This is a genomic window from Prosthecobacter sp. (assembly GCF_044378005.1).
In the GTDB taxonomy this organism is placed as follows: Bacteria; Verrucomicrobiota; Verrucomicrobiia; order Verrucomicrobiales; family Verrucomicrobiaceae; genus Prosthecobacter.
Window position 1 is genome coordinate 1 of sequence record NZ_JBILYB010000113.1, and the last position, 19842, is coordinate 19842.

Annotated in this window: 15 protein-coding genes, 1 pseudogene and 1 riboswitch; of the genes and pseudogenes, 1 reads left to right on the forward strand and 15 read right to left on the reverse strand. The window is 56.3% G+C overall.

What is annotated here, in order from left to right; translation table 11 throughout:
* The 6 genes from AC6FTP_RS18810 to AC6FTP_RS18835 form a co-directional block, all read right to left on the reverse strand.
* Positions 1-2453 (reverse strand): Amuc_1098 family type IV pilus outer membrane protein (locus tag AC6FTP_RS18810; RefSeq protein WP_497208453.1); only part of this gene is annotated, 2453 nt, incomplete at its 3' end.
* A gap of 96 nt (positions 2454-2549) precedes the next feature.
* Positions 2550-3518, reverse strand: a complete 969-nt coding sequence (locus tag AC6FTP_RS18815; RefSeq protein WP_497208454.1) for an Amuc_1099 family pilus-like system protein — start codon at positions 3516-3518, stop codon at positions 2550-2552.
* A gap of 28 nt (positions 3519-3546) precedes the next feature.
* Positions 3547-4539 (reverse strand): Amuc_1100 family pilus-like protein, encoded by a 993-nt coding sequence (locus tag AC6FTP_RS18820; RefSeq protein WP_497208455.1) that lies wholly within the window; start codon positions 4537-4539, stop codon positions 3547-3549.
* Positions 4539-6272, reverse strand: a complete 1734-nt coding sequence (gene mul2B, locus AC6FTP_RS18825) for an Amuc_1101 family PilM-like pilus complex protein (protein ID WP_497208456.1) — start codon at positions 6270-6272, stop codon at positions 4539-4541. The genes AC6FTP_RS18820 and mul2B overlap by 1 nt, the downstream gene beginning before the upstream one ends.
* 51 nt (positions 6273-6323) lie before the next feature.
* Positions 6324-6938, reverse strand: coding sequence for an Amuc_1102 family pilus-like protein (locus tag AC6FTP_RS18830; protein WP_497208457.1), 615 nt, complete (start codon positions 6936-6938; stop codon positions 6324-6326).
* Between the two features lie 86 nt (positions 6939-7024).
* Positions 7025-7978 (reverse strand): UDP-glucuronic acid decarboxylase family protein, encoded by a 954-nt coding sequence (locus tag AC6FTP_RS18835; protein ID WP_497208458.1) that lies wholly within the window; start codon positions 7976-7978, stop codon positions 7025-7027.
* 117 nt (positions 7979-8095) lie between these two features.
* On the opposite strand from AC6FTP_RS18835, the gene AC6FTP_RS18840 reads away from it, so the two are divergent.
* Complete coding sequence (locus AC6FTP_RS18840; protein WP_497208459.1) at positions 8096-9361, forward strand: hypothetical protein; 1266 nt, start codon at positions 8096-8098, stop codon at positions 9359-9361.
* Positions 9362-9363: 2 nt separating this feature from the next.
* Here the strand turns inward: AC6FTP_RS18840 and AC6FTP_RS18845 are convergent, their stop codons facing one another.
* From AC6FTP_RS18845 to AC6FTP_RS18885, 9 genes and pseudogenes are all read right to left on the reverse strand, one after another.
* Positions 9364-10131, reverse strand: coding sequence for a DUF3313 family protein (locus AC6FTP_RS18845; RefSeq protein ID WP_497208460.1), 768 nt, complete (start codon positions 10129-10131; stop codon positions 9364-9366).
* A gap of 68 nt (positions 10132-10199) precedes the next feature.
* The gene (locus AC6FTP_RS18850; protein WP_497208461.1) at positions 10200-11246 is read right to left on the reverse strand and encodes an agmatine deiminase family protein; all 1047 of its coding nucleotides are present in this window, start codon (positions 11244-11246) and stop codon (positions 10200-10202) included.
* The gene (locus AC6FTP_RS18855) at positions 11239-12108 is read right to left on the reverse strand and encodes a carbon-nitrogen hydrolase (RefSeq protein WP_497208462.1); all 870 of its coding nucleotides are present in this window, start codon (positions 12106-12108) and stop codon (positions 11239-11241) included. The genes AC6FTP_RS18850 and AC6FTP_RS18855 overlap by 8 nt, the downstream gene beginning before the upstream one ends.
* A gap of 121 nt (positions 12109-12229) precedes the next feature.
* The gene (locus AC6FTP_RS18860) at positions 12230-14026 is read right to left on the reverse strand and encodes an SPFH domain-containing protein (RefSeq protein ID WP_497208463.1); all 1797 of its coding nucleotides are present in this window, start codon (positions 14024-14026) and stop codon (positions 12230-12232) included.
* Positions 14027-14194: 168 nt separating this feature from the next.
* Positions 14195-14698, reverse strand: coding sequence for a PH domain-containing protein (locus tag AC6FTP_RS18865; RefSeq protein ID WP_497208464.1), 504 nt, complete (start codon positions 14696-14698; stop codon positions 14195-14197).
* Between the two features lie 9 nt (positions 14699-14707).
* Positions 14708-14965 (reverse strand): hypothetical protein, encoded by a 258-nt coding sequence (locus AC6FTP_RS18870; protein ID WP_497208465.1) that lies wholly within the window; start codon positions 14963-14965, stop codon positions 14708-14710.
* Positions 14966-15070: 105 nt separating this feature from the next.
* Positions 15071-15245, reverse strand: a riboswitch (cyclic di-AMP (ydaO/yuaA leader).
* A 57-nt stretch (positions 15246-15302) separates the two neighbouring features.
* Positions 15303-16418, reverse strand: a complete 1116-nt coding sequence (locus AC6FTP_RS18875; protein ID WP_497208466.1) for a GTP-binding protein — start codon at positions 16416-16418, stop codon at positions 15303-15305.
* Positions 16419-16510: 92 nt separating this feature from the next.
* Positions 16511-19063: a beta strand repeat-containing protein gene (locus AC6FTP_RS18880; protein ID WP_497208467.1), complete on the reverse strand. Its 2553-nt coding sequence runs from the start codon at positions 19061-19063 to the stop codon at positions 16511-16513.
* A 145-nt stretch (positions 19064-19208) separates the two neighbouring features.
* Positions 19209-19842, reverse strand: a pseudogene (locus AC6FTP_RS18885) (sulfate/molybdate ABC transporter ATP-binding protein); the annotation flags it as partial.

The following is a 19842-nucleotide window of genomic DNA, read 5'->3' on the forward strand; positions in this document are numbered from 1 at the left end:
ATTTCCGCTCCGCCAGAGCCTTGGGCTTTAATACGCTGGCCAGCTGGATCAATTAAAACAGCGGTAACAAAGATCATTAAGTTGCGCTTGAAGTGATCTTCAACTTCCGAGCGGAATAGCCTCCCTAAAATTGGAATATCGCCGAACACTGGTAGCTTATCTTCGACATCCTGAACGTCTTCGCGAATCAAGCCGCCCAGCGCAACTGTTTGGCCATCCCAGACAGTTACTGAAGTTTTGACCTTTCGGGTCGAAAATATAGGCTGATTAATAATATTCGGCGTAAGCTCAACTTGCGTAGATCCTATGGTGATACCAAAGGCATCAGTCAGAGGCTGAACACTATAGATTGGGCTGCCATAATTGATGAAACCATCAAATTCCGTAACTTCCGGAAGGAGATTCAAGTCAATCGAACCATTTTCTCCAATCACAGGATCCACCTCCATACGCACCCCAACTGGCCTCATTTCAAACGCAGTTGGAGTTGTTGGTGTCACAGGGATAGCTCCAGCGGTACCACCACCGCCAGCACCAGTTGTTGCGCCGACATTTGTCGGAATTTGTGGTGGATCGAATTCAGTAGGATATATAAATTCACGGATAACCTCAACAGTGGCCTGTTGCCCCCCTTTGGTAGTAACACTTGGAGCACTCATTAGATCTACACCTTTGCGTTGAGAGAGCGCACGAATAACCACTCCAAATTGTGGGTCGGTAAAAATGCCCGCGATCGATAGCACTCCAGGGGCAACGGTGTCAGCACTAGCGTCAGTCGGTGAAAAAAGTGAATCTACGCTATCACCACGAATAGCACGGCTACCAGTACGAAGCCCTCGGGTAACTGGAGCTATTGCTCCACCAGTAACCAAATCAGCAACTGAACCTGTATAACTTACATTCCCCCCCCAGTTACCATCGGTACCTCCACCAACAACGACTGTATCTGAGTTGGTTCCAAATCCACCGAGCAACCAATCAAAACCTAATTCATCGGTGTTTTTCTGAGTCACTTCAACAAACTTGGTTGTAATATACACCTGTTTAGTGATCTGATTGATAATCGAATCCACAAATGCTTCTACAAGATCCAAATTAGGCTGTGTGTTTTTGACGATGAGTTGAGATGTAACTTTGTTGAAAACAGCTGTTGCGCCATCTGGGAATAAAATGCCCTGCCCCCTAAGAATTTCCAAAGCGCTTTGACGTTTAGTCAACCCGGTAGCAGTCGCTGCAGCACCACCACCTGCAGCAAAAGGATCAGCGGGAGCCGCAGGAGCTGCAGCATCACCACCACCAGAACTCATAGATTCAAAATCTGGTGGAACTTTATAGATGCGCGTAAATTGCTCTGTAGTCGTTTCAGTGACGGGAACAATCAAAACCGCGAAAGGCTCTACCTTATACTTCATGCCAGCCAGTTCAGTCACATAGCGGAGTGCTTCCTGCATTGGCACATCTTTGAGATCGAGACTGATTGATGCGGTTGGAGCGCTTTCACCCGGCTTGAGGATTATATTGACACCCTTACGAGCAGGGTCCGTTTCGAAAACATCCAGATCACGACTTTTGACGCGTAGGAATTCGACAGCCTCTTCGATACTAGCTCCAGAAAACTGAACCTGAGGGAAGACAATCTTCTGCATCTTCTGACTCAGATATACTGTCGGCGCCTTACCGCCGCCGAGTGTGTTTTCCACTTGGAATCCTTTAACTGCAGGTTTGTGCTCCCAAGCCTCATTGACAATATTTAACATGCGTATGCGATTATGATCACGAGCACTGTCAAAATAATCTGCACGTTTACGCTCAGCGAGTTCCATGCCACGACGTGCAGCGGTGTTATAAGGGTCGATGCGCAAGACATCTTCATACTCTGCCAAGGCTTTATCATAATTGCCGATCTCAACAGAACTGGCGGCCAAAAGCAACCCCTTGCCTACCTTACCAACATTATCAACGTGTTCAGGAGTAAGGGCTGGAGGCCAGCGATCTGGATCATCAAGCTGAGCTGCAAACAAGAGGGCTTTCCTGTGACCAGGGACAGCTGCAACTGCCTCACCGAGTAAACTGCGAGCAGCCACATAATCACCCTTGGCTGCTTTCTCCCGTGCAACAGTTACAGCACAATCAGCAAATTTAAGATTGGCTAGATCACGCCAGTCTTGAATAAATGGCGCATTGGGGAGTTGGTCAAAAATCTCTTTGGCTGCTCGATACTGGGCCAGAGCGCCCTCATGATCCCCTTGAGCAAATAATTCGTCACCTTTTTCCATTGCCTTGCGGGCATCTTCAATGCGAGCCATGCGGCGGGCAATTTCACGTTCGGCTATGCCAGGAACGCCTCCGCCAAGGCCGCCATCACCAGCAAATACATGCATGCCAGACATGGGAATCGTGGCTGCAACCATCAAGGCTATTGAGTGTTTTGTCATTCGGGAGAACTGAGTCATAAAAAGTGGGAGGAGAGGAAAATTGGCGGTGAGCCGGGGTGTTTATCAGGTTTCTGGCGTCTTTGGCGAGATGTTTTTTCTCTTTTTTAGCTGGGTTTATCCTTTTTTTACAGTGATCGGATCGCCTTTGGGCTTTCCACCCTCGTCCTGCACGATCACAGCTTGGTTTTCTTCAATACTGAGCACTTTGAAAGTGACTCCGATTCCAGGGATTTGGAAGGTTTCACCTTCTCTGACTTTACGAACTTCAGGTGCACCGATGCGGAATTCGAACTCGGCCTCATAATCAGCCAGATTCGTCTCCTCACCTTTAACCAAAACGAATTCGCGTTTGGTGGATATGTCCAAACACTTCAACTCGGAAACATCTTTCTCCAAGCCTGTCGTTGGCTCTTTCTTGATTTTCTGCTCGAATGCTAGGGCCTTGAAGCGAATTACGTTCTTATCAAAACCGAACTCGTCACCAGGAGAAACAAACTTACTAGCCTTCGGCTCCGGGGCTATTCTCTGAACTTGATAGGGAGGAGAACTGCTATTGAGTTTGATCTTGTAGTCGTGAGTGATGCGCTGCTTCAAATAGAGTTTCTGTGTGACTGGCGGATGAGATTTATCATCACGAGGATTTGTCTTGCCCGTAAATTCCTCCTCATTTGAGAAGCCATCATTATCCGGGTCCAAAGCCCCCACGTTGGCGGACTCAATGCTGGGAAGGTCGTTCTTCACCAAGAATTCGTTGGTCATCGGTGGGCGGAGCATGGGCTCAGGCACCTGGAGGTCAAACAATTGATCGCCTTTCTGGAGAAGGAGAATGGATTTGTTCAAGGGAACGGGCTTCCCATTAATGACAGGCGAGACCCAGGAAACTTTCTCCATCAGCCTTTGGATAATCGAATTGACTCCGTCCGTGGGAGGTGGGTTCAGGATGTTTTTTGACGATCCGATTCTTAGAGTGAGTCGCTCTGAGAGGCTTTGGCTATCCCAAATCATATAACCCACAGCTCCAAAGGCGAGGAGCGCGGCCACTATGAGGAGTGCTTTTTCGTAATTGCCATTCTTCTTCTGCATGATCCGAAAATAAAAGGGGGATTCTGGGTCAACGACTACCTGAGGCACCAGCAGACTGCTGGGCCTGAGGATTCAGGAATTTCACGAGGTCAATCTCGATGTAGGCGCGCAGGGTTTCACGCCCCAAAACGACAAAGGAATCTGGGGAGGCTGGCTGAATGCCAGTCGGAACTGGCTTGGTCGCCCCATCAGGTCCAGGGGGAGGGGTCTCTCCTGGCGGCGGTTCCGGGGTGGGTGCAAGTCCACTTGTGCGGGGTGGCCCTACCTGTGCTTCATTTTCTATACGGAGCAGTCTCACGACAGTGAAAAATGGCATTTCTGACGGGCTGGCGAGACCACTCAGCAGTGTCTGGATTGCCGCCTGATCGGCTCGCAGTGTGATACGAACTTGTCTGCGGTCGGTGATACTGACTGGCGCAGGAGCTTGTCTAGTCTGCACTCCTTTGGCTTTGGATTTTGCCTGCTGCTTCGGTTTCTCTGGCTCGCCTTTTTCAGATGGCAGGGCAGAGCGTTCGAGCAGATCAATGGACTTAATACCACTCTTCAAAAACAGTCGAGTAATGCTGTCCACTGAATCTAAGTAGGTGGAGAGTTCCGCAGCCACTTGGTCGGACTTTGGCAACTCGCTGGTGTATTGATCGAAACCGAGATTGAATTCTGCTGGAAGGTGTCCAGCACCATCTTTTTTGATCTCGGCAATCTTGGACTTCAACTTGGCTTGAAATTCCGTGTTTGTGGTTGGCTTGTCCTCGGGTTGGAGTGTGTAAAGAACTGTTGAGAGTTTCCCAACCGCCACCTTGTAGGCATCCACAACTGCTTTCTTTTGTGCTAAGTTTTCAGGTGTTGGGCCGAGTGGGGCGCTCTTGAGATTGGCCAAGCTGATGTTGACAGCGTCATAAGATTCCTGGGCGGCGGATGCCGCAGACCAGGCGTTGAATAAGACGACACCAAGACCAACCACACCGGCTCCGGTGAGGCCGAGAATGGCAGCAGGCACTTTGTTTTCTTGGATCCAGCTCATCAGTCTTTGAATTTCATTGGCTGCTTGAGAGGCAGCGTGATGTTGAAAGTATAGGCGTAACGGTCTTCCTCGACGCCGCTCTGGGCGCTGACATACTCAGCGCGTTTGGCTTCGAAATCGGTAATGTCAAACCATGGAAGTTTGGCAAGGGCAGTAGCATAGCGATAAACGACCTGCTCGCCCTCGTCGTTTTTGCGGTAAAGCCCCTGCATACGGACTTTGTAAACGGGTACGGCACCGGGCTCAGTATCGTCCTTTTTCTCCGTGTTACTTTCCTGAGTGACGAGCTGGGGAGTGATGGGTTTGTCGTTTTTTAGCGGCTCAATAACTGTCAACCAGACAAGGTCATTCTCGAACTTGGAATTCAGGTCGGTCAGCAGACGAACCCAATACGAGCGCTCGGATACAGCCTGCTCAAGTTGCTCACTCAGTGCTTTATATTGCGATTGTTCGATCTCAAGAGCAGCGATTTTAGAACCGATATCTTTCAGACGGAAATTCTCCTGGCTCAGCCCGGAGAGCTTTTCCTGGATGACCCGTTCGGTGTTTTGAAAATAAACAATCCCTGCACCAAGAGCACCCCAAACAACCAGTGCGGCCATTAGCAAGGCAGGAGTGCGGCGAGCGGCGTTACGAGCGTTTGCAACCACCGTGGGCACCAGTTCGACTTCGCTTGGGCAGCCGCCGGATGAACGTAAGGCCAGCCCCACCAGTTCACCCAGGAAGGGTGAGTCTGCGTGGGCGGCATCAGATTTGACTCCACGATCCAATTGGACGCCACGAAGAGGGTCGAAAATTTCGACTGGTAGTTTCAGTTTTTCTTCCAGAAAGCTGGCCATATTGCCAAGAAGGGCACCACCGCCAGTAATGAAAACGTGTTTCGGCTGAGAACCACCCTGCTGACTGCGGTAGAAGGTGATCGTACGCATGATCTGCGTATGCAGATTGCTGGCGGCATTGCGGATGACTTTGGAAAGCGCGGCAATTTCGGGATCGGAGTGATCCTGCACAGCTCCTCCGGGGGCAACAAAACCTCGCGAGGTTTTTTGAGATTCCGCTTCACCGAATCCGACGCCAAACTCCTTGGCGATTGCCGATGTGATGGAGGCACCACCGACGAGGAAGTTGCGTATGAAAAAGCGGCCTTTTTCCACAAACACGAGGTTGGTGGAGCGGGCACCGAGATCGATCAAAACACTAGGCTCCTCGACATCTGGGTAGCTATAGCGGAAGGCATTGTAGAGGGCGAGGGGGGCGACATCGACTCCTGATGTGGTGGCTTTAGCAGCGATAACTTGATCGTTGATCTCGTTGAGAGCATCGGACTTCATCGCCACGAGGACCACTTCAGTATCGCCAGAATTATCAGAAGCGAATTCATAGTCCCAGACGACCTCATTGATTGGAAAAGGAACGTTCTGCCGTGCTTCAAATTCAACGATCTGTGCAACACGATCATCCTGAACAGGTGGCAGTTTGACGAAGCGATTGAAAACGGTGTGCCCTGCCACTGCGTACCATACCGCAGTCCCTTTGATTTTGAGTCGTGCTGCCAGTTCTTGAAGGCCGATCTTGAGTTGCGGCAGGCGTGTGGCGTCCACGGTAGGATCACCCGGCATGTCCACGAATTCGTAACGTTTCAAGACCAGGTCACCCCCGGATCTGGAAAAAATGGCTCCTGAGAGACGCTGGGAACCCAGGTTCAGGACTGCGATGCTTTTACTGTCTGCCATGCTCGGAAATTTGTAGTTCGTAGCCTATATTGCTGCTGCGCTCGTGCCGCGTTACTTGTTCTTGACACCGACATCGTAGTCACCCCAGAGGATGGCAAAGGGTGTATCCTTCTTGGGTAACATGGCGTTGTCAGAAATCGCCAAAGTGTCAGCCTTCTCCTCCCACCAAGGACCTTTGATGCTTCCATCTCCAGCCAATCGTTCGCCACCGACTAGTACCTCGACCCCCCAGCCGGTCACGTCTGCCGGAGTGAAGTTATCTTTTTCAAGCACTCGACGAAGAGTGGCGGGGGACACGAAGGCAAGCGCGTGGCATTTTTCAGAAGCTGGTATATCTACATACTCGAAAGATCCTTTGAGGACATTTCTCTTTCCGTCCTTCGTGGTGGTGCTCATGGCCAAGTAGTAATTGACCGTCATCGAAGCAAGACTGCCGTTGCGCCCTCCGGCTGCGGGCGGAACTTTGATGTCAAACTCCATGTCGATCTGGAGCCAAGTTTTGGGGCGCCAGTTTTTGTCAGGCACGTTGCCAGCCTGAAACTGAGGTGTCGGGATGGGATCAAATTTCGGAGCCTTGATATCCACTTTGGCAGCAGGTGTCTGCGCCTGCAATTCAGGCATCACCAAAGCGACGGTAGCGAGGACAAGGAGAATGGATGACTTCATAGGATCGGGGGGCGGTCTCTGATAAAAGGGTCGGATCACGTGGGGGTCGTGAATTAATCCTTTTTATTCGCAAACTGTGTCATGCATCAAGACTTGATTGCAAGAAAGTCACGAAAATAGGCTATAGTCCTCGTGATTCCCTCCTCAAACTCCACTTTTGGCTCCCAGCCAAGCAGCTTGCGGGCGAGTGTGATGTCGGGCTGGCGCACCTTCGGATCGTCTGTGGGCAGGTCTTGATGAATAATAGGGAGGTCCACTCCGGTGTGTTTCAGGATGGCTTTGGCAAATTCCAGCACGGTCATTTCACGCGGATTGCCGATGTTCACGGGTTCGTGGTAATTGCTCTGAGAAAGTTTGAAAATGCCGTCAATCAGGTCGGAAACGTAGCAAAAGCTGCGGGTCTGTGAGCCATCACCAAAAACCGTGATCGGCAGGCCTTGCAGCGCCTGACCGATGAATGCGGGCACCACGCGACCGTCCTCCAGCCTCATGCGTGGGCCGTAGGTGTTGAAAATACGCACGATCTTCGTGTCCAAATGATGTGCTCGGTGGTAAGCCATCGTCATGGCTTCGGCGAAGCGTTTGGCCTCGTCGTAGCAGCCACGCGGGCCGATGGGGTTCACATTGCCCCAATATGTTTCCTTCTGCGGATGCTCGAGCGGATCGCCATAACACTCGCTCGTGGACGCAATCAGGAAGGTGGCACCTTTTTCCTTCGCCAGACCAAGGGCATTGTGCGTTCCCAGGGAGCTGACCTTCAACGTCTGAATCGGAATCTGGAGATAATCGATTGGCGATGCTGGTGACGCGAAGTGAAAAATCAGGTCCACCTTGCCAGGGAGAAAAATAAACTTCGTCACATCGTGCTTGATGAAATCGTAATCCGGATTGCCAGAAAGGTGCTCGATATTGCGGACATTCCCGGTGATCAGGTTATCCATGCCGATCACCTTGTAGCCCTCGGCAAGCAAGCGGTCAGTGAGATGTGATCCGAGGAAGCCGGCGGCACCGGTGACGACAGCAGTTTTCTTGTGGGCCATAGAGGGGAGAGGGAGCGAGGGGCGTGGAGTGTGGGACGTTTCAATCCACGCGCAAGCGAAGACTGCCCCTGACAAAGCGCGTTACATTTCCGCCACCGCCTCCGTATAATGATGCCTATGATCCCCCGCTGTTACTTTTCATTCCTTTGCCTGCTTCCGCTGGTTGGCAAAGCTGCGCCGGAGAAGTCCAAGGAGATCGCCATAGAATTCAAAGCTCCACCACACAATTACCTCCAACATGAGCCCGAAGATCGGTTCGCCGGTCTTTTGAAAAAACTTACATCAGGTGAGGTGAAGCTCGACACCACCGACGACAAAACCTTCCTCTCTAACCTCCTCAAGGAGTTGGATATCCCCGTCACCTCACAGATTCTCGTCTTCTCTGCCAGTTCCCTTCAAAGCGAAATCATCAATCCAAGGAACCCGCGTGCGCTTTACTTCAATGAGGACACCTACGTCGGCTTCGTCCCCGGTGGAAAAGTGGAAGTCATCAGCATGGACCCCACCATGGCGGCCATCTTTTATATTTTCGAGCGCGTCCGCCCCGGCGGCCCACTGCCATTGATCGCGCGTTCAGAGAAATGCTTCAATTGCCATGCAGGCAATGCCACCCGGCGCGTGCCGGGACTCATCGCGGAATCTCTCATGCCGATGCTCAGCGGCGCGAGCTTGGAAACCTACCGTCGCGACGAGCAGGGCCATCACATCCCGCTGGAGCAGCGCTTTGGCGGATGGCATCTCACCGGCGGTCACCACCTCGGCACAACCCACGCCAACCTCATGGGAACCCCGCGCAACGGCGGCGGCTTCGACACCACTCCGGTCGAGCCCGGCAAAATGTGGAATATCGACGCCCATCTCCTACCTACCAGCGACATACTCCCCCACCTCCTTCACGAACATCAGCTAGGCTTTGAAAACCGCACCTTCCATGCCGCTTACGTCATGCGCAAGCTGCTGGCAGACGGGCGCGGCTCCCTGCCCTTCTCCGCCAAACCCGAGGTCGAAACGCTCGCCGACGAACTCGCCCGCTATATTCTTTTCTCCGATGAAGCCAAGCTCCCGCGAGAGGGCATCGACGGTGATCCCAATTTCATGCGCGATTTCGTCCGCAACAAGAAACCAGCCCGTAGCGGTGCCTCACTGAAAGACCTCGATCTGCACAGCCGCCTCTTCAAGCATCGCGCCAGCTACATGCTCTACACGGAGTCCTGGCAAAAGCTCCCGACGGCGCTCAAAGACCGCGTTTATTACAAAATGGCCGAAGGCCTGCGCGATCAAAACCCCGCGCCAATTGGCGCGCACCTTCCCATCGAGGAAAGGCACTCCATCCGAGCCATCCTGAAGGAGACACTCCCCGGCCTCCCCTCTTGGTGGCGCTGAAGTCAGTAAAGCCAGAGCGTGATGAAAGAGGAATCTCGCAGCTTTTGCCCCGGCGGCTTTCGCGTCATCAGTTCAAATTGTTCCGCCCACTTTTTGATGGCATGCAGAGCATGGCCATAAGGCTTGAAATCACGCAGGCTGTACAAGGTCATCTTGTCCGCCTCGTTGTCAGCGAACTGGAAAAACAATGCTCCCGAGGCCGAATCACGCACCTTGCCTTCGATCGCCATGTTTCCCTTCGTAAAGTAGCCACCAAGACTCGCCACCGGCCCCACCACGAACTTCAGGGCCGTCTTCACCGCATTGCCCTTCGGGCTCGTCGGATTCAGTTCCACGATCGCCATCTCCAGTGTCACTGTGTCCGGCGCCGGCTGCTGCACGATGCTGTAGCGTGGCTGTGGCGAACGCAGGAAGGCCTTGGCAAACTCATTGCGCAGCCGGTTGGCCATCTCCTCCTCCCGCCGGTTGATGCTGCCCCACTCGACCTCATTACGAACGAGTATTTTCTTCACCGGCCGCAGATGCTCCAGACTCACGGGAGCGACATAGAGCTTCGTCTTCTTCGCAGGCTCCATAGCTTTTTCCTTCATGATCCAGGTTTTCTGGAAGGGCAGCGTCTTCCTGGTGTCCATCACCAGCTCGGGCTGCTCGAAGAACGGTGAAAGCTTGGCAGGTTTTGCCTTGAGCAGACGATTCGTCGAGCGGCACGCAGGCAGCAGGAGCAAGGTCAGCAGACAGACAATAATCGATAAAGGGAATCCTTTCGGCATGACTCCACCCAAACAAAAACGCCGCCACGTGGCAAGCGTGGCGGCGCAAAATCGATGCTGGAAGGGATTTACTTCGGCTGCGTCATCGCGATGCAGTGCAGAGCGCCGCCCTCAGTCACGAGATCTTTGCAGGTCACCGGAATGACTTCGCGCCCAGGGAAGCACTCGGCGATGATGTCCTCGGCAAATTGATCCTTCTTCTTTTGACCAAAGATGGGGACCATGATGGCATTGTTCAGGATCAGGAAGTTCACGTAGCTGGCAGGCAGGCGGCTGAGGCGCCAGTCCTTCATCTCCATGGCGTTCGGCATCTCCACTTCAATGACCTCGAGCTTACCACCACCGGGCAGACGCACGTCATCGAGCTGTTCGCGGATCTGCTTCAGCACCTTGAAGTTCGGGTCATTTTCCTTCGACTCGACCATGCAAATGACGGCGTCATCGCGGATGAAGCGCACCAGATCGTCGATGTGACCGTCGGTGTCATCGCCTTCGATGCCCTGCTTGAACCAGACGATGTCGGTCACGCCGAGCATGGCCTTGAGTTCCTTTTCCACTTCAGCCTTGGTGCGCGCCTTGCCGCCATTGCGGTTCGGGTTGAGCAAGACAGACTCGGTGGTAAGGAGGAGACCTTTACCGTTCGACTCGATGGCACCGCCTTCGAGGGTGAACTCGGACTCAAAGCGCTCCATTTTCAGCGATGCTGCGGCCTTGGCTGGGATCTGGTCATCAAGCTCATAGGGGAATTTGCCGCCCCAGGCGTTGAACTTCCAGTCGGTGATCGCCACCTGGCCGGATTCATTATTCTTGATGAAAATCGGCCCGTGGTCACGGCACCACACGTCATTCGTCAGATTCTCGTAGATATCCACCTGACTCAGATCGCCTTCGTTGTCGGCGATGCTCAGACGAATGTTCATGTGGCTGAGCATCGGCGCGCTGATGCGCACACGCTCATAGCGGGAGATGGAGCTGGCGATCTCACCGAACTTGTCCTGGATGCGGTGGAAAGTCTTCGGGCAGCTGTCTTTGTTGTGCGGCCATGACAGCCACACAGCCTCCTGCGGTTCAAATTCAGCGGGGAGGCGGTAGTTCTTTGGGTAGGCTTTACTCATCAAGGTAGCGTTTGGTCAGAGGAGAATACGTGTCAATGCGGCGATCACGGAAAAACGGCCAAATACGGCGAAAATCTTCTACTGACTGCAAGTCCACGGGCACAATCAGCACTTCTTCGTGCTCCACAGAAGCCTTTGCCACGATCTCGCCATATGGATTCGCGACAAACGACTGCCCCCAAAACTCAGTGTCATCTTGCCGACCGGTGCGGTTCACTGCCGCGACAAAGCAGCCATTCGCCACCGCGTGACCGCGCTGCACCGTCTCCCAGCCGCAATGCTGGGCCTTGCCGAGTTCGGCTTTCTCGCTGCTCAGCCAGCCAATGGCCGTCGGGTAAAAAAGAATTTCCGCTCCGGCCAGTGCCGTGAGTCGTGCTGCCTCTGGATACCATTGATCCCAACAGATCAGCACGCCGATGCGGCCAAACTTCGTATTCCACACTCGGTAGCCAAGATCCCCCGGCGTGAAGTAAAACTTCTCTTCGAACCCTGGGTCCTGCGGGATGTGCATCTTCCGGTAGATGCCCAGCACCGTGCCATCCGCATCGATCACGGAAGCCGTGTTGTGATATAAACCAGGACCGCGCTTTTCAAAGAGCGGCACGATCAGCACCACGCCCAGTTCCTTTGCCAGCTTCGCGAGGTAAGCCGTCGTCGGTCCATCCGGCACACGCTCAGCGAGATCAAAGAGCGCCGTATCCTGCCGCGTGCAGAAGTAGGGAATGTTAAAAAGCTCCTGGAGGCAGATGATCTGCGCCCCCTTCCCCACCGCCTCACGAATCAGCTCATCATGCCGCGCAAGGCTTTCAGCCTGGCTGGCAAACGTGGTTCCTTGGATGAGACCGAGAGTGACGGTGGACATGAAGATGAAAAAGAGGAACGCGACAGTTGAGAGAGCGGAGAGGGGCGCAAGTGAAGATGTGCCATGACAACAAAAGCCCAAGCCGCATCAGCGCGGCTTGGGCCAGAGGATCTGAAATCAATTACACCTTCGGAGGCGTGACTTCACGGAAGCTCGAGTTACGCGCCACCATGGCCATGAGGGCTTCGATGAGGCCGCTGTTGCTACTGCTTCCGCCGCCGTTCACGAGCACGTCGGGCACGACGCGGAGGTTCTTTTCCGCGATGATCTGGAAGAGCTGCATGAGCGCGTAGGTGTCCTGGCCGACGGCATTGATACCGGCGCTGTGGGCTTCGGCTTTCGCCTGGCCTGTGGCGCGGATGGCATCGGCATCGCCGGAGGCACGGAGTCGGGTGCTGGCGGCTTCGCCCTCGCTCTTTTTCACGGAGGCACTGGCCTGGAGCTGGGCGATCTGCACGCCCTGCTCGGACTTCACCATCTCATGTTGGATGTCTGCCAGTGATGTCTGACGCACGAGCTGCTGGCGCTGCTTTTCAGCGGCTTCCTGGATCTCGTAGGTCTTTCGTTGCTCTTCGGCGAGCTTGCGGTCGGTCTGAGTTTTCATCAGCGACTCGGGCGGTGTGATGTCGCCGATGAGCGTGTCGATGGCCTCGACGTCATACTCGCGCAAAGCGGCGGCGATGTGTTGAGCCGCCTCGTTTTGCCGCTCAGTGCGGGCGCTGAGGAAGTCGAGCACGGTGTAGGACTGCGCGCTGTTGCGGAAGTAATTGCCGACGATGGGCTGCAAGGCGTGGTCGATCAGATTTTGCACGGAGCCAGCACGCGAAATGACCTTCGGGGCTTCATTCGCGCCGATGTGGATGATCTGGGAGACATCGAGATTGAAGGCAAAACCATCGCGTGAGCGCACGGTGATGGAGTTGAGCTTTTCGTCAAAGTGATGAGCCTCCGTGCGGTTGGCCCAGTTCAGCACGATGTTGGTCGTGGGCACCAGTTCCACCCTCATGATGTGCGTGTTGATGGGATGCTTACCGGGCAGAAGCGGCTTCACCCACACCCCTTTGTGGCCGACTTCGACAAGGTCGCCATGCTTGAAGTCGGGACCGCTCACATCTTCATGTACCTTGCCGACATAAGAGATAACGACACCGACATGGCCAATGGGGATCTCGATCATCTCCACCTGCTCGATGCGGGCGAACCATGGGTTGATGTTCCACTGGCCGCTGAGCAGAATTTGCTCCTGCAAACCACGACTACCACCTGCATTGAGGAAGCTCTGCGCGTCCTGGAAGTTGTTGTGCCCTGGCACGATGGGGCCAGCCATCTCACCCTGTTCGATGGGTAGACCATCCAGCGTGGTGACGATGCCGACGCGATCTGGCTCCACATGCAGGAGGCGCAGACTCTCAGGCGAGATGCCATGCTCGTGGCAGTTCCGCGTCACGAGCGCAGTGAAGAGCGCTGGATTGATGCGATACGAGCCCGCGGTGATGACACCGAGCTGGCGGCCTTTTTCACCGCCGTTCGTGAGGAAAGCGCGCGCATCCTGGAAGTGATCGCATGGCACGACACGCCCAAGGATTCGCTCCGGTGGAATCGCTGCACCCGTGCGCGCCACGATAAGCGCCAGCTCACCCTGTGGCACGACGACCATGGACACACGCTGCACCTGATATTGCCAGATCCAGAAGCCGAAGTGCAGCCCAGGGGGCAAAGTGTCCGCCTGATAACCAGCCTCGCCATTAAGAGCGATGAGTTCACCCGGCGGCAGGCTTGTTCGAGCGAAGCGTTTGATGACGACGCCCACCTGCTGCTCGCCGATGTGGACGATGCCGAGAATGTTGATGGTGATGAAGAAGAGAATGATGAGTGTGACCCACCAGTAGGTGAGCGAGAGTTCGAAGAGTGTTTTCATGGAGTAAAATTAAGTTTGGAGATTTTGAGATGGGTGACGGGGCATCGCTGGAGCGCGGATTTCCAAATCCGCAGCAGGTCGTGCGTGCGTGGCGTCTGGATGGAAGAATCGAAGCCTGAGCGTGCGTTCGGAGTGCTGCGGATGAGGACATCCGCGCTCCGCCCGATCCTACGGCGGCGTGAGATGGGGCTTCATGGCCTCGACGAAGGCGGCGGGATCATCGGGTGAGATGACAATGCGGCGCGTGATGAAACACAGCACGACGGCCCGCTTCAAATCAGTGACATAGGCGTGGTAGTGGCCGAGTTGCTTGTTCCAATACCAGCCGGTGAAGGAATACAGCCCGCCATTGCCGAAGGTGCGCAGGCTTTTCATCATCAGGCCTGGATTTGACTCCACGGACTGAAGCATAGCCAGAGGCACCTTCGTGTCCCAAAACGGGCGATGTATCAGAAGCGCGTCAGCAGTGATCGTGTAGCCACGAACGATGAACAGGGCCGACCCGCCTAGCAGGCCGATGGGTAGCACGATGCCGCTTACGATCGTATGGCTGAAAGGATGTTCGTGAAGGTAAAAGGGCGCGGAGATAGCGATGCTCAGAATGAGCATGGTCACGAGCACGGAAGCCCACGTCAGCAGTCGCCCCCAAGGAGCGTTAAAATGCGTTTTCATGATCGTGCCTTATTTGGTGATGAACTCCAGACGCTGACACTGTGGACAGCGCCAGGCACTGACTTTACGGGCTTCGTGGCGCACGCCGAAGACCCAGGCATTGAGCTGGCGGAGGATCGTTTGATCCATCGGCGTGGGGCTGACCCACACGTTGTTTTGCAGGAGGCATCCGCGTGTCATCGGGGTGCCGCACTCGCGGCAGGACAGGCAGGCAGGAGGTTCCGTCAGGCTCCGGTAACGGGAGCCGCGGATCGCGGTCGGTGTCATGGGTCTATGGTCTCTTATCGACCTTTGCCTGACGGTCTCCCGTCCTGCAAAGGCAGGTGTATCTGGGGAGACCATGGACCCGATGCACACGCACCGGGCAGAGGATCGCCCTCCCAAAAAGGCCTGCGAGGTTAGCTGTCGGGCTAGGTCTTGGAAGTGACCCCTCAGACGGTTACCCGTCCTCGTGCGCCCCATCCTGGTGTCTCTTGCGATTCCCCAGGAAGGTGGTTCCCCCGTGCCAGCGCTCAGGAAGGAGCACCGACTTCGGCTGCGGCGCTATCTACGCAGAGCTAACCAACGTTGTCAATCCCCACGATGATGTTCACCAGTGCAGCACTCAGACATCACGATGCGTCGGCGTCGGTTTTCCGGGACGGAAGTGCTCCTCGTGCTCCAGCGTGGCCTTCATTCCAGGGAAATCAGGGATCGTGTGATCGAGCGCGAAGCGCACGATCTCGATGAGTTTTGCCGGATCAGCCTCAGCACGGAGGTTAACGATAAGTTGCCCGCCTTCGGTGGGCTCATCGAGTTCCATGCCTAGTTCGGGGATACTATCACTGCGCACAAGGTTGATGCTCGCCAGCTCGCCAGCGATACCGTCATCAGGACTGAAGGTCATCTTGAAGTGTGCGATCTCGGCATTCTCAGCTCGTAAGCCCATATGCACGGAGACAGCAAGGCTTTGGAGGAAGAGGTTGGCATCAAATTCCGCTGTTGAACTCAAAACGACCGTCGCATTCAGCCAGCCGAGCAGCGCTTCACCTTCGGCATAGACTTCGTAATCGACAAGCATGGAGCTTTTCTTCGTCTGCTCATCCGTCATGAGCTGCGTGAAGAGATCCACGAGCCCTTCGCCCGAACGTGGAGCCGCGCAGACGATTTTGGAATCGGGAAACTGGCGAGACAGTGCGACCACGAGTTCTTCGCGCTCCGCATCAGCGATGAGATCACTTTTGCTGATGACGATGATGTCCGCCTCTTCGAGCTGCTTCTTGAAAATGTACACGACCTTGCTGGAGAAGCTGCCGCCTGCATCCAGCCCGAAGACACGACGCGCGCGCACCGGATCGACGAGCACCGCGAGCGGCGCGATGGTGAAGGCATCTCCATACATTCGGCGGAGAGGATAGGTCACTGTGGCGACGAGATCCGTGCAGCTCCCCACCGGCTCCGCGATGAAGACATCGGGTCTTTCGCCCTCGGCGAGCCTGCCCGCAGCATCCACCAGTGAGCCAAAGCGACAGCAAAAGCACCCGCCCGCGATCTCCTCCGTGGCAAAGCCCTGGCCGCGCAGCAGCTTCGTGTCCACGAGACTGCCCGCCTGATCGTTCGTGATCAGTCCCACCTTCAAACCCTGATCGCTGAGGTAGTGCGCGAGCTTGCCAACGGTCGTGGTTTTACCAGCGCCGAGGAAGCCGCCGATCATGATGTAACGTGCTTTGGGGGAGGACATGGGGGAACGTTTGTGGCGTGGGTTGCGAGAAGGCGCAAGCCCCGTTGAGCTATCACCAGACGTACGAGTCTCCTGGATTGTTACGATGTGATTCACGAGCGCCGGCAGCGGAGCAGCACCAAGCTGACGCCGAGCACCGCGAGTACTGCTCGGCTCGGCTCCGGGACGATGAGTGTCACAGTGCCGAAGGTGTATAGCTGAGTGGTATCGAGTCGGAAGTCAGAAGGTAGATTCAATTCAGAGCTGTCGATCTCAAATTCACCGCTCACGCCGGTGAGGCCGCTCCAGTCGAAGAGCTTGAAGGTATCGCCATCGGCCCAGGCGGTGAGGTTGTTGGGATTGCCGAGGCGGAGTAGAGCGCCGGATTGGATGTCGAGAGCACCGAGGAGACGCAGTTGATCGGCGGCGGCAGGGTTGGCGGAGTTGTCGCCGAGGCCGGAACCGCTGAAAAGATCGAGACGCAGGATGCTGGTGCTGCCGAGGATCGTGCTGCCGGTGCCGGACGTGGCGAGATCGAGATTCGCAGCGGCAGAGAGAGCGGGATCACCGACGATGAGCTGGCCGTTGATGAAGATCGAGTTGTCGGTGCCCGCGTTGATGAAGCCGGTGCCGGTGAGCGTGCTGCTGGCGTCGATGGTGACACTGCCGGTGCCCGTGGCGGAACTAGCCGAATTTGTGTTCGCGGCGATGAGCGTGCCGCTGTTTTGCACGATGGTGGGGCTGACGTAGCTGTTGTTGTTGTGCGTGAGGCGCACTGTGGCGTTGTCGATGGTGAGCGGACTCGTGGTGGAGGTGCCAGTGATGCGTCCGCTGACGACGAAAATGCCACCCGAATAAGTCAGCGGCCGTGCGCCGCGGGCATGCGTGCCTGAGAGCGTGAGCGTGGCACCGCCGGTGTTGGAAATCGTCGCGCCACCAGCGCCATTCACCGTGATGCCGCGTGTGAGCGTCGCTGTGCTTGCACCCGCATACTCAAGTGTGCCTGAGGTGGTGGAGCCGATCAGGATGGCGCTGGTGGCACTGCCGAGAGCCGCGAGGTTGTCGATGCGCAGCGTGCCTGCATTGATCGTGGTGGCTCCGGTGTAGCTGTTGTTGCCGGAGAGGCTACAAACGCCTGCGCTGGCCTTCGTCACGTTGAGCACGAGGCTGCCGTTGTCACTGAGAAGGCCCGTGCTGCTGCCGCTCGTGCCGCTGGCGGCATCGAAGATGACGGTGACAGGTCCTGAAGCACTCACGGAGGGCGAAATGGCTCCGCTGAGGCTCAAGGTGCCCGCATTGACCTTGATGCGAGTGTTGCCAGCGCCAAAGCCGCCGGTCGTGAGCGAGATGCTTCCAGCGATGCTGTTGTTGCCGGCCACGTTGAGCAGCGCGGGGTTGTTCACGTTGTCATTGCTCGTGACGAGGCTGTGATCGGCGGCAAGACTCAGATCGCCGCCGCTGCCGTCGAGGCGCAAGGTGGGCGCATTCACCGTGCCGCTGATGGTGATCGTTTTGGGGCCGGTGCCGAGTGCGGTGGACCTCGTGATGATCAAAGCACCGCCGGTGATGCTCACATCGCCGGTGAAGCTGTTCGCGGCATTGCTCAAGGTGAGCGCCGCTGCACCGCTTTTGGTCAGGGTGAGGTTGTTTTCATTCGCTGCGGCTCCACCGAGCTGTCCGGCGAATACGACGGCGGCGCTGTTGTTGATCGTTAGCGCCGAATTCGCGGCATTTCCGCCCACAATGGCGTTGGCGGTGCCGCTGCCCGCGATAGCGATGGAGTCCAAAGTCTGCGCCGAAGCCGCTGAGGCATCGCCGAGCTGCAAAACGCCGCTTCCGGCGCCCTGACCCAACATCAGCGAACTCGTCGCCGCGAGCCGGTCAATGCCGCTGAGCACGATTCGCCCGCCGCTGATGCGGGTGGTGCCCGTGTAGCTTTGCGCGGCGGTGAAGGTCAACGTGCCCGCGCCGGTCTTGGTGATCGAAGCAGTGCTATTCGGCCCGGTTTGGATGCTGCTGCCTAAAATCACGCTGTTCGCCCCAGTGGCGAGCACGGCGGTGACGCCGTCATCCACCTTCACCTGCGTGGAGATGTCCTGCGTGTTGCCTGCGCTCCAGCCGAGCGTGGCATTCGCGGTGAAGGTCACGAGGTTCGAGCCGAGCGATCCGCTGGTGAAGTTCAGCGTGCCTGCGGCGAGTGAAATGCCGCCGCTGAGTGTGTTTGCGGCGTTGTTCAGCGTGAGAGCACCTGCGCCGTTTTTCGTGAAGCCTTGTGTGCCGCCGAGCAAGGCAGTGATCGTTACCGTTTGGTTCACGACTTGGATCACGGGCGCTCCGCTGCTGGTGGCGAGTGTGAGCGTCCAAGGCCCGCCGCTGCCATTGGCGAGCGCCCAGTTATTCGAGGCTGTGGTGGCATCGCCAAAGATCATTGTGCCGATGCTGCGGCTCGCGCCAAGGTTCACCGTGCGGTTGGCGGCAATGTCGAGCGTGCTGAAGTCGGCGATGGCATCCACGCCATCGGCGACGAGGCCGCCGGACCAGTTCGTGGTGGTGCTCCAGGCGGAGTTGGAGGTGGCATTGGTCCAGGTGCCGTTGGTTTGAGCAAGGAGAGGTGTGCTGAAGGCCACGGCGACGATGCCGAGGCCTCCGAAGAGGGCTTTTTTCATGAGGGTGACGTGGGGGGGAGCCGCGCCACCCGTGGCTGGGTAGGTGTCGGAGAATTCGAGAGTGAAAACCTTCCTGTTGGGATCGGCAGGACGGCCTTCCGTCGTTCGGATCGGCCTGGGATGAGGATCAAATCATCACGCAGTCGAGGAAGTCGGCGACGAACTCGTTTTTCGGGTTCTCGCGGAGCTGGGAAGGCGAGCCGACTTGCTGGATGTGGCCTTCGTGGAGGATGACGACGCGGTCGGCGAGTTCGAAGGCTTCGTCTTGATCGTGCGTGACGAAGAGCGTGGTGACTCGCGTTTCGTCGTGGAACTGGCGGAGCCATTTGCGCAGCGTTTTGCGCACTTTGGCGTCGAGAGCGCCGAAGGGCTCGTCGAGCAGCAGGACCTGCGGGCCTACGGCGAGGGCTCGGGCGAGGGCGACGCGTTGCCGCTGGCCGCCGCTGAGTTGCGTGGGGTAGCGGTCGCCGTAGCCTTCGAGGGCGATGCGGCGCAGCAACTCGGTGACGCTGCGGTCGATGTCTTCGCGTGAGGGCCGATCAGGCCGTTTCATGACGCGGAGGCCGAAGGCGATGTTTTCGGCGACGGTCATGTGATTGAAGAGTGCGTAGTTTTGGAAGACGAAACCAGCTTTGCGTTCGTAGGCGGTGCGGTTGGTGACGTCGCTGCCGTGAAACTCGATGCTGCCCGCGCCTTCATCGGCGAATTCGAGTCCGGCGATGATGCGCAGGAGCGTGGTCTTGCCGCTGCCGCTGGGTCCGAGCAGGGCGACGAGTTCG

What these genes read in the sequence shown, in the direction of transcription:
- AC6FTP_RS18815 (WP_497208454.1), bottom strand. Translation starts at nt 3,518, where the DNA reads ATGCAGAAGAAGAATGGCAATTACGAAAAAGCACTCCTCATAGTGGCC.
- AC6FTP_RS18820 (WP_497208455.1), bottom strand. Translation starts at nt 4,539, where the DNA reads ATGAGCTGGATCCAAGAAAACAAAGTGCCTGCTGCCATTCTCGGCCTC.
- mul2B (WP_497208456.1), bottom strand. Translation starts at nt 6,272, where the DNA reads ATGGCAGACAGTAAAAGCATCGCAGTCCTGAACCTGGGTTCCCAGCGT.
- AC6FTP_RS18830 (WP_497208457.1), bottom strand. Translation starts at nt 6,938, where the DNA reads ATGAAGTCATCCATTCTCCTTGTCCTCGCTACCGTCGCTTTGGTGATG.
- AC6FTP_RS18835 (WP_497208458.1), bottom strand. Translation starts at nt 7,978, where the DNA reads ATGGCCCACAAGAAAACTGCTGTCGTCACCGGTGCCGCCGGCTTCCTC.
- AC6FTP_RS18840 (WP_497208459.1), top strand. Translation starts at nt 8,096, where the DNA reads ATGATCCCCCGCTGTTACTTTTCATTCCTTTGCCTGCTTCCGCTGGTT.
- AC6FTP_RS18845 (WP_497208460.1), bottom strand. Translation starts at nt 10,131, where the DNA reads ATGCCGAAAGGATTCCCTTTATCGATTATTGTCTGTCTGCTGACCTTG.
- AC6FTP_RS18850 (WP_497208461.1), bottom strand. Translation starts at nt 11,246, where the DNA reads ATGAGTAAAGCCTACCCAAAGAACTACCGCCTCCCCGCTGAATTTGAA.
- AC6FTP_RS18855 (WP_497208462.1), bottom strand. Translation starts at nt 12,108, where the DNA reads ATGTCCACCGTCACTCTCGGTCTCATCCAAGGAACCACGTTTGCCAGC.
- AC6FTP_RS18860 (WP_497208463.1), bottom strand. Translation starts at nt 14,026, where the DNA reads ATGAAAACACTCTTCGAACTCTCGCTCACCTACTGGTGGGTCACACTC.
- AC6FTP_RS18865 (WP_497208464.1), bottom strand. Translation starts at nt 14,698, where the DNA reads ATGAAAACGCATTTTAACGCTCCTTGGGGGCGACTGCTGACGTGGGCT.
- AC6FTP_RS18870 (WP_497208465.1), bottom strand. Translation starts at nt 14,965, where the DNA reads ATGACACCGACCGCGATCCGCGGCTCCCGTTACCGGAGCCTGACGGAA.
- AC6FTP_RS18875 (WP_497208466.1), bottom strand. Translation starts at nt 16,418, where the DNA reads ATGTCCTCCCCCAAAGCACGTTACATCATGATCGGCGGCTTCCTCGGC.
- AC6FTP_RS18880 (WP_497208467.1), bottom strand. Translation starts at nt 19,063, where the DNA reads ATGAAAAAAGCCCTCTTCGGAGGCCTCGGCATCGTCGCCGTGGCCTTC.